The sequence below is a fragment of the Slackia faecicanis genome (assembly GCF_003725295.1).
Classification (GTDB): Bacteria; Actinomycetota; Coriobacteriia; order Coriobacteriales; family Eggerthellaceae; genus Slackia; species Slackia faecicanis.
Window position 1 is genome coordinate 1 of the sequence record NZ_QICB01000011.1, and the last position, 10,130, is coordinate 10,130.

General features: G+C 62.3%; 6 protein-coding genes and 2 tRNA genes. 2 read left to right on the forward strand and 6 right to left on the reverse strand.

Annotation, left to right across the window (positions count from 1 at the left end):
- Window positions 1-683 precede the first annotated feature (683 nt).
- Entirely contained in the window at window positions 684-1,901 is a 1,218-nt protein-coding gene (gene tyrS / locus DMP07_RS08570) for a tyrosine--tRNA ligase (RefSeq protein WP_123198730.1), read from the reverse strand.
- 124 nt (window positions 1,902-2,025) lie between these two features.
- Entirely contained in the window at window positions 2,026-4,494 is a 2,469-nt protein-coding gene (locus DMP07_RS08575) for a U32 family peptidase (protein WP_123198731.1), read from the reverse strand.
- A 177-nt stretch (window positions 4,495-4,671) separates the two neighbouring features.
- On the opposite strand from DMP07_RS08575, the gene DMP07_RS08580 reads away from it, so the two are divergent.
- Window positions 4,672-6,840, forward strand: a complete 2,169-nt coding sequence (locus DMP07_RS08580; RefSeq protein WP_244594964.1) for a transglycosylase domain-containing protein — start codon at window positions 4,672-4,674, stop codon at window positions 6,838-6,840.
- A 182-nt stretch (window positions 6,841-7,022) separates the two neighbouring features.
- Window positions 7,023-7,865 (forward strand): P-loop NTPase, encoded by an 843-nt coding sequence (locus DMP07_RS08585; RefSeq protein ID WP_123198733.1) that lies wholly within the window; start codon window positions 7,023-7,025, stop codon window positions 7,863-7,865.
- Window positions 7,866-8,075: 210 nt separating this feature from the next.
- On the opposite strand, the gene DMP07_RS08590 is transcribed toward DMP07_RS08585, so the two are convergent.
- From DMP07_RS08590 to DMP07_RS08605, 4 genes are all read right to left on the reverse strand, one after another.
- The gene (locus DMP07_RS08590; RefSeq protein ID WP_123198734.1) at window positions 8,076-8,636 is read right to left on the reverse strand and encodes a hypothetical protein; all 561 of its coding nucleotides are present in this window, start codon (window positions 8,634-8,636) and stop codon (window positions 8,076-8,078) included.
- A complete protein-coding gene (locus DMP07_RS08595; protein ID WP_123198735.1) occupies window positions 8,629-9,087 on the reverse strand; it encodes a hypothetical protein in 459 nt (152 codons plus the stop codon). Before DMP07_RS08595 ends, DMP07_RS08590 begins: the two co-directional genes overlap by 8 nt.
- Before the next feature lie 105 nt (window positions 9,088-9,192).
- A tRNA-Ala gene (locus DMP07_RS08600) sits at window positions 9,193-9,268 on the reverse strand.
- Window positions 9,269-10,008: 740 nt separating this feature from the next.
- Window positions 10,009-10,084 (reverse strand) — tRNA-Ala (locus tag DMP07_RS08605).
- Window positions 10,085-10,130: the final 46 nt, after the last annotated feature.

Below are 10,130 nucleotides of genomic sequence, written 5' to 3' on the forward strand. Positions count from 1 at the left end.
GGGTTCGGTGTCTTGTAAGTCTTCGTCTGGCTGGGACCCTCTCGGGTCCTCTTCAAATTCCGTATTCCAGTATCCGGTTTTCAAGGTCCCCCGCCTCGTCTCCGAGGGGGTGCCGCGTCAAGCGGCGGGAACTTATAATATTCTCGCCGCAGCGGGAAGTCAAGAACAAATTTTTGAAATTTGAGAACTTCGCTGCGCTGCCGAATGCTCGTGTGCGACAAGACAAATATTATGCGGGCAATAAGCCGAATATGCAAGCACTTTTTCCCGTCCATCCCTCCTTCATATAGAGGGAAACGCGACACATCGTCGTAGGCCGAAGGACGCACTTCGACCACCCCTCCCTCTCCCTCGGCACGCCATGCATCGGAAAGCGAACGCGGACGGCATACGAACCGGCCGCGCACCCTGCCGCCATGCGGTCGGACCGCAACGACAGCCCAGGATAGGCTGAGCGGACACGCTTTTTCCGCCAAGCCCCGGGATACAGAAAAGCCCTCCGCCTCGAACGAGAGGCGGAGGGCCGTTGGCTTTATAGAACGCGATGCCGCTTGAATATTCGCTCGGCGCAAAAGCGCCCGAATCGAAAGCCAGAGTCATGCACTTCTTGCGGTTCAAGTGCGAACGGCGACCCTGAAAATCGCATCAGGCTGCCAGAATCTGCGCGTAAGCGCAACGGCGCATTACGCCAGACGGAAGAATTTCTTCTTCCCGACCTGGACTTCAGCGGCGGCGAGCAGCTCGGGCGCGACGTTGTACGCCTTCGCTTCGAGAGCCTCGCCGTTGACCTTCACGGCGCCGCCATCGATAAGGCGACGAGCCTCGGAAACGCTCTGGGCCGCGCCCGCGTCGACGAGGATCTTGGCGAAGTACACCTTACCTTCGTCATTGGGCGTCAGGTCGGCTTCGAACACGGGGGCATCGGCTGGGAAGCCGTGCTCTTTGAACTTCAGGTCGAAGTCGGCCTCGGCCGCCGCAGCGGCCTCTTCGTCGTGGTAGGCGGCGACGATATTGCGAGCCAGGGCGCGCTTCACCTTGTTGGGATGCAGCTCGTCGGCGGCAAGGCCGCGCTCGATTTCGTCGATTTCGGCGACGCTTGCCGTGGATGCCAGGCGATAGTACTTCACCATAAGCTCGTCGGGGATGCTCATGACCTTGCCGAACATGTCGTTGGCGGCGTCGGTCAGACCGATATAGTTGCCGTAGCTCTTGGACATCTTCTGGACGCCGTCGGTGCCCTCGAGAAGAGGAAGCGTCAGCGCGACCTGGGGCTCCATGCCCATCTTCTCCATGAGCTCGCGGCCGGCGAGCAGATTGAACAGCTGGTCGGATCCGCCCAGCTCGACATCGGCCTCGATGACGACGGAGTCGTAGGCCTGCATGACGGGATAGAGGAACTCGTGCAGGGCGATCGGCAGGCCGCCGGTATAGCGCTTATGGAAGTCGTCGCGCTCGAGAATGCGGGCGACGGTGAAATTGCTCAGAAGCTTGAGCAGCTTTTCCATATCAAGGTTCAAAATCCACTCGGAGTTGTAGCGCAGCGTGGTCTTCTCGGGATCGAGGATCTTGAAGGCCTGGTCGACATAGGTCTGCGCGTTCGCCGCGATCTGCTCGCGCGTGAGCTGGGGACGCGTCGAATTGCGGCCGGACGGATCGCCGATCAGGGCGGTGCCGTCGCCGATAATAAGCGTCACGCGATGGCCGAGGTCCTGGAACTGGCGTAGCTTGCGCAGCGGGACCGCATGGCCGAGATGGATATCGGGAGCCGTGGGATCGACGCCGAGCTTGATGTTGAGCTCTTTGCCGCGCTTGAGCTTTTCGAGAAGAAGGCTCTCGGGCACGAGGGTGTCGATTCCGGATTTGATGATGTGAAGCTGTTCTTCGGGAGTTATCGGACTCATCTCCTTTGCTGCGAAGCGCTTGCGCGCATTTCACTCATTACTGGCTGACCGACCGTGCGGCGGACCCTTCGCGAAGGGTCCGCCGACGTATGAGATTGCATGGTAGCACAGCGGCGTCGAAACGCTACTGAACGCCCCTGAATAGGTGACCGGTGGTGCATCCTTCCGCCTTGGGAAGCGAATTGTCGCCCTTGGCCGCGATGTCGCGTGCGCGAACGACGCGAGAAACCGCCTTGGTCGTCTGTTCGACGTTCATGAGCGTGGTATCGACCATGAACGCGGACACGCCCGCGGCGATCAGCTTGCACGCCAGATGCGCTGCGTCGAGCTGGACCGCGTTGTACAGATGGCTTCTGCCGCACGAATCCGTAACGACCTGGAACTGATAGCCCTTGCGGTCTTCCAGGAAATGCGGGCTCTTGCGGCGGGCGCATTCGCCGCAACGCTGGTCGCACGGCCCCTGGCTCATGAGCAGGCAGTGCTCGGTGATCATGAGCTCCTGATAGCCCGACACCGTAAGACCGAGCGGCACGGGGCTTTTCTCGCCGAGCTTTTCGATCTGGGCGAGCGTGAGCTCGGGGGACAGCCACACGCGCTCGACGCCCATGTCGGCCATCGCCTGGAGCGAATAGTCGTTCGTCAGCGGGATATGCGGGCCCGCCTCGACGAGCATTCCTTCGTCGACGGCGCGGGCGAGCTGGCCGAAGTTCTCAACGAACAGCGGCTTGCCGGGCTTGGCATACTCCCAGACGTCGAAGGCGGGATCGGAGTTCATGGGCTTTTTATCGACCACGGGCATCGCCATGACGCATTTGCCGGGATAGCCCGCCTGCTCGGCCGTCGTGCTCAGCTGGCCTGCGACGCATGCTTCGCCGCGACGGTAGTTCAGAACGGGGACATAAATCGCATCGGCGCCCGCCCTTTTCGCCGCACGGGCGCAGGCGGGGTTGGTCGCGAAGGCGACCACCGTGCAAGGACGGTTCATGGCAGGAGCGACCCTGACATGCTGCGGCGCCTTGGGAACCTTGCGTTCGCGATAGCCCGCGAGCACCGCCTCTTCCAGCCTCTTGAGCGCCTGGGTGCGCGCCTTGTGCAGGGCCGAGAACCCGATGCCGACGCCTTCGTCGATATCCACCTCGAGCGACTCGAAGAAAAACGGCGTGTTGCCCAGGCGGTCGATATGCTCGTAGGCCTCTTCGGAGGAAACGGCCCTGGTGCGGGCCGCTTCGACGACAGGGCCCTCGAAGCGCACCGAGGCTCCGAGGCAGGACGCCTCGATGACCAGGGGCTCTCCGATTTTCAGCGATGCATGCGCGCGCACGCCGATTCGCGGCTCGAACGCATCGTCGGAAAACGCGAGCGAAGCGTCCCTCACGCGGAAGACGCGGTCGCCCTTGCCGACGCGTTTGGCGAGCGGGAAGCGGCACTGGCCGCCCTGGAAGGTCGCGCCTTCGAGCGTGTGGGCGAAATGGCCCTTGCCCGTCCAGAATTCCAGCACGTCGCCTTCATGCAGCTCCGTTTCGGCGGAAACGGTCACGTAGCCGTCTTTCGCCTGGGCCACGCGGCCGACGAACACGCCGCGGTTGTTGGGGCGGCCGTAACTCATGATGTCGTTGCCGCGACGGCCTTTCAGGTATCCCTCGGTGAAGCCGCGGCTGAACGCCTCCGTAAGCATACGGCGCTCGTCGTCGGTGGGGCCGACGCCTTCTTCGCGCAGACGCGCGGCGGCCTCGACCGGATCTTCGACGCCGTATTCGTCGCAGCGCTTGGCAAGACGGTCGAGCACCGCGCGATAGACGCCCACGACGGTCGAGACGTATTCAGACGACTTCATGCGACCTTCGATTTTCACACTGTCGACGCCGGTCGCTCCGAGCTCGATAAGCGCATCGATCGAGCACAGGTCTTTCGGGGAAAGCAAGTGCTCGCCGGGAGAAGGCAGCGCGTTGCGCACCGCGGCGTTATGCAGCGAATACGGAAGCCTGCAGGCCTGCGCGCACATGCCCCTATTCGCGGAACGGCCGCCGATCAGCGAGCTCATGAAGCACTGGCCCGAGTAGCAGATGCACAGCGCGCCGTGGCCGAAGCATTCGGCGGTCATGCCGTATTCGTGCGCCGCCTCGCTCGCTTCGGCGATTTCGAGCAGGGTCAGTTCGCGAGCGAACGTCACGCGCGAAGCGCCCAGAGCGGCGACCGCCTTCACGCCGTCGACCCCGTGCGTGTTCATCTGGGTCGAAATATGGACCTTCGCCTCGGGGAGCACCCTGCGCACTTCGCGTGCGAGGCCGATGTCTTGGATGATGAAGGCGTCCACGCCGCGACGCCACGCCTGGCGCACCAATTCGAGCGCCTTGGAGGCCTCGTCGGCGATGACGGCGATGTTGACCGTCATATATATGTTGACGCCGCGAAGATGGGCGTAATCGCACGCCTCCGCGAGATTGTCGAGCGTGAAGTTATCGGCGCCGCGACGGGCGTTGAAATCCTCGCATCCGAGGTAGACGGCATCGGCGCCGGCCTGGACCGCGGCATGCAGGCACGTCATATTGCCCGCAGGAGCGAGCAGTTCCAGGTTACGGTATGGGTTCGTCATGGAAAATATCCTTATCGTTATCGAGCAACTTTGCGAATAATACCGCTTTCGGGTATCGTGTCCCCCATGAAACCACGGAGAAAACAGCGCGAATCGCGCACACACGCCGGGCTGTGGACCGTACTTATCGTCACGGTAAGTATCGGAGCGGCCTTATTCGGTTGCTACCAGGGCGGAATGGCGCTCGTCGACGAATGGTGCAAAGACCTTCCCGACGTGCGCGATACCGACGCGTACAACCTTGCGGAAAAGTCGACCATCTATGCGAACGACTACGACGAAGCGAGCGGCACAGGCACCGTTTTGGCAGAACTGTACCTCGAGAAGCGCGAGCCTGTCGAAATAGACCAGGTAAGCAAGTACATCCTCGAGGGCACCGTCGCGACCGAAGACGTTCGATTCTACCAGCATAACGGCGTCGACCTCCAGGGCATCGTGCGCGCGCTGGCCGTCAATCTGGCAGGAGGTCAGGAAGGCGCCTCCACGATCACGCAGCAGTACGTGCGCAACACCCTGATCGCCGACGAGATGACCGACATCTCCCTGAAGCGCAAGGTGCGCGAGATGGACCTTGCCGTCGACCTGGAGAAGATCTTCACCAAAGACGAGATCTTGATGATGTACCTCAACACCATCAACTACGGCGACGGCTGCTACGGCGTCCAGGCCGCGGCCGAGCATTACTACTCCGTGAACGCCGACAACCTGACCATCGCGCAGGCGGCCACGCTGATCGGCATCCCCAACTCCCCCACGATGTACAACCCGACCATCAACCCGGAAGCGGCGATGGAACGACGCAACGTGGTGCTTTCGCGCATGCTCACGAACGGGGTCATCTCTCAGGACGAATACAACGCGGCAAAAGCCGAGGACCTCGACCTGAACATCAAGGCGGAAGACGGCCAGAACGGCATCAACCTGTACCCCTGGTTCACCACCTGGGTGCGCGATCTGCTGCTCGCCGAGAACAACCCCTACGACTTCACCACCGACAAGCTGTTCAAGGGCGGCTACACGATCGTGACGAGCCTCGACCCCGAAATGCAGCAGTATGCGGAAGAGGCCGTGAACGAGCAGTACGAGAAGGGCCGCCTTGCCGATAAGAAGCAGGAATTCGCCCTGACTCTGCTCGACCCCTCGACTGGATTCGTCAAGGCCATGATCGGCGGCAAAGACTATTGGGGCGGCGACCAGTTCAACATCGCTACCAGCGCAAACGGCAGGCCCGTCGGCTCGACCTTCAAGGCCTTCACGCTCGCCGACGCGATTGAGAAGGGCATCAGCCCTTCCACGAACATGGATTGCGACGGCCCCGTGAAAGTCGAGAACAGCAACGGAACGTCGCATTCCATTTACAACTACGGCAAGACCGACTACGGCACGCTTTCGATCGCCGATATGACCGCCGTCTCCTCGAACACCGGTTTCGTGCGCCTCTCGTTCACCGACTCGGAGAAAAGCGGCGTCACACCCCAGTCCATCAACGAAATGGCGGCCCGACTCGGCCTGAACAAGGCGAACCTAAAGCAGAACGTCCCCACCACCACGCTCGGCGTCGAAAACGCCAATACCACGGAGATGGCGGCCGCCTACGCCACGTTCGCCAACGGCGGCGTCTACCGCGAGCCCACCCCCGTGGTCAAGATCTTCGACCGCGACGGCGAGACCATCGTCGACAAGAGCGCAGGCTCGAAGGGAACGCAGGCGATCGACTCTTCCACCGCCTATGCGGTGACCCAGGTGCTCGAAGGCGTCATCACCAAATCCCTGGGAACGGCGCCTGAAGCCCGCCTGGCATCGGGGCAGGTCGCGGCAGGCAAGACCGGCACGACCGACGACTGGCACGACCTGTGGTTCGTCGGCTATACCCCGCAGCTTTCCTGCGCGGTATGGACGGGCGACCGATCCAACCAGGCCGAGCTGTACACGAGCCCCTGGAACCAGCTTATCTGGAAAAGCCTCATGACGAAGTGCCTCGACGGCTCCCCTGTCAAGGAGTTCGCCAAGGCGCCCGCTCCGAACTACGACAGCACCTACAAGGGATCGATCGGAGCGAAGCCGGACGATGACGAGGATGAGGAAAGCCGGGAAAATGACAGGGATTCCTCGACCGAATCCGACCCTGGCAAGAAGGACCCCGACAAGTCTCCGAACGCGCCCGGCGGCACTAACGGAACGGGCGGTTCGAACGACGCGGGCAAGCCGCCCGTCAACCCCGATAAGCCGACGGAACCCGAACCCGAGCCGCCGCCCGGGCCGACCCCTGAGCCTAGCCCCGACCCCGCGCCCGAACCCGATCCGGACGGCGGCGGAGCAGGCGGCTCAACGACCCCTGCTCCGTAAGGCGGCACGGCCGATATTGCCGATACGCAAACGACCGAAGGAGGAAGCATCGCGCTTCCTCCTTCTTTTATGCGCTCGCAGAGCCGCCGACATGCGACGCGACGACGAGTGCTATGATGGCTTCGACCGTAATTGCCGGCAAAAGAATCGCAATGCCGGCTGAATCATGAAAGGGTTCGACCATGAACGATACCCAGAATCAGCAATCTCCCGAAACGTGCTCACATAACTGCGGCAGCTGCTCGAGCTCCTGCTCCGAGCGCAGCGTTCCTCAGAAGCTCTCGCCCAACGGCGCTTCGAACATCACCAAGGTGATCGGCGTCGTTTCCGGCAAAGGCGGCGTCGGCAAGACCCTCGTCACCTGCCTGATCGCCTCCGAACTGCAGAAGGCGGGCAAGCGCGTCGGCATCATGGACGCCGACGTGACGGGCCCCTCCATCCCCAAGGCATTCGGCGCCAAAGGCCCGCTGACCGCCGACACCAACGGCCTCAACCCCGCCGAAAGCGCTTCGGGCATCAAGATGATCTCGACCAATCTGATGCTTCCCAAAGAGGATATGGCCGTCGCATGGCGCGGCCCGGTGGTGTCGGGCATCATCAGCCAGTTCTTCAACGAGGTGAACTGGGGAGAAATCGACTACCTGCTCGTCGACATGCCTCCGGGCACGAGCGACGTGCTTCTGACCGTCTTCCAGCAGCTTCCCCTCGACGGCATCGTCACGGTGTCCGCGCCCCAGGAGCTCGTAGCCATGATCGTGGGCAAGGCCGTCAACCTGGCGCACGACATGAACGTCGACGTACTCGGCCTGGTCGAGAACATGGCTTACTACGAGTGCGACGAATGCCATAAGAAGCACTACATCTTCGGCGAGCCCCAGGGCGCCGAGGTGGCTAAGCGCTACGGCATCGAGTCCTACGCGACGCTGCCCATGGATCCCGCCATCGCCGCCCTGGTCGACGCGGGCGAAATCGAGCGTTACGACGCGCACGACGCCCTCAAGCCCATTCTCGACGTCATTCAGTAAAGCGGCCGCAAGGCGAAGCAAGGCCCCCGAACGACAAGTTCGTTCGGGGGCCTTTCATATCGCAGGATATGGAACAACGCCTTCGCGTGCGAGCCGCCTCCCGTTTCTTGGGCAAGGGAAAGCGGGAGGCGTTCTTTATGACGGCCTGCGAAAGACGCACGAGGGAGTTTGCCGCAGACACGCTCGAACGCGGCCTTTCGCAAGAACGCCCTAGCGTCGACGCCTTCGTTCGGCGCAGGCCTTGCGCTTCGCGTCCTTGCGGCGAGCCTTCGCGGCTTCTTTGCGCTCGTACCAATCTTCGGGATAGGTGGTCTTTTTCACCTGCCACGCCACGCAAGCGGTCACGATGACGAACAGAACCTCGACCGCGTACGGCACGCTGGCCGTTCCGAGCGATATCTTGCTTGCGAGGTCCCAGCCGCCAAGAAGCGCGCTTACGAAAGCGACGGCGAAAAACGGCGTGATGCGCGTCGGCGTGCGGGCTCCTATGAAACCGAGGAACGCATAGGCCGCATTCGCGGCGAAGGACGCGAGCGGCATGATGCTTCCCGCGGCGAATGCCGCCAACAGAGCGGGATTGCCGGGAATATCGAACAACGGCGTCTCCTGCACGAGCAGCACGCCCTCCTCGACGACGAGGGACAAAACGGCCCAGCCCATCATGATGCGGCATAGCACGCGCAAGGTGCGTTGTTCGAGTGTGATCTTGTCTTCGGGAAGAATAAGGCCTTCTCCGCCGCGAGAGCCCGTCTGAGAAGCTTTTTCAGACATCCTGGGCCTCCGAACGCATACGGGCAGCCACAAGCGCACGCGAGACCTCCCCCGCCAGCGAGGCGGCGGCGAACAGCGCCGCCGAACCGACGAACGCCATCCATCCGACCTCATAGAGCAATCCGATGACAAGGCAGGCGATCAAAGCGAGAAGGAATGCGACGAATCCGACAAGGGCCGATGCGCGCAACGCATCCATGCGACGCATGAACCGGACGCAGCGGAGTCCGAAAAAGCCTACGCAGCACGAAAAGGCGGAGGCGGCGAGAAAAAGCATGCCCGCGACTGCATAGGCGGATCCCGCGTCAAGATCGAGGCCTGCGGCCGCGATGGAGCCGCCCTCGACCAACGGAACGCCCGAAAGAAGAAAGCACGCCGCCACAGCGCTCAGAAAGCCCCATACGGCGGCGATGAAGCACAGAACGCGAAGAGCCGTGCGCATCTTGTTCATACCGCCGCCTTCCCCGTGCAAGCCCTTGAAAAACGATTCGAAGAATCGACGCGAGACCGTGTTGGAAAATGAAAAACGCCGCTCGTTCGAGCGGCGCAGGGTTAATGGTGGAGCCTAGGGGGATCGAACCCCTGACCTCATGGCTGCCAGCCATGCGCTCTCCCAGCTGAGCTAAGGCCCCGTATTGGGTTCCGTGCTTTCGGGCCGTTGCCCTTTCGCGCGGTGCGAGAATTCATTATACGGATTCGAAAACGAGAGTCAAGCGGGAATTTGAACTTTTTTCCGAAATAGTTCTCGCGCCCCTCGCGCCCCTCGCCCGCCTCGCCCGCATCCGGCCGCGCGCGCGGGCCGCGGCGATCGCGGCCGCCGCCCCGCGAAAGCCACCGTCCCGAAGCCCCGCGCCGCAACGAGCCTCCGGAGGCGTTCCCTCGGCCGCGGAAGGCCTTCGGGCGCAAGAGGGCGACGGAGGCGGTGTGCGGCCCTCGGAGACGGAATGCAGGGGCCCGGGAGGAATTCCATACCAGAGGACGAAAACGGTCGAGCCGATGGCCGAAGATGCGCGCTTCGTCCGCCACGTCCGAGCGGGCGGTCAAAAGCGCCCGCGTCCGACCGGCCCTGAAGCGACGATACCTCATGCATCGACAAGGGATTCGGCAAGCGAAAGGCAGCCTGACGAACGCAAGCAGCTCGCGAGGAAGGTTCGTAAACGCCGAACAAAGTTTATTGGGGGTCGATGCGGGCGCGCTTTTTGCAGCATGGCCCGCATAGTCTGGGAGGAGTTTGACATGCCCACGAACTACAGACGGTGACTGATCCAGCGGGACACGCTTTTTGGAACATAACCCGAAGCATGCGTCGCAAAGAAATTTCAATCATGTCGGAAAATAAAAAACGCCGCTCGTTCGAGCGGCGCAGAGTTAATGGTGGAGCCTAGGGGGATCGAACCCCTGACCTCATGGCTGCCAGCCATGCGCTCTCCCAGCTGAGCTAAGGCCCCGTATTGGGTTCCGTGCTTTCGGGCCGTTGCCCTTTCGCGCGGTGCG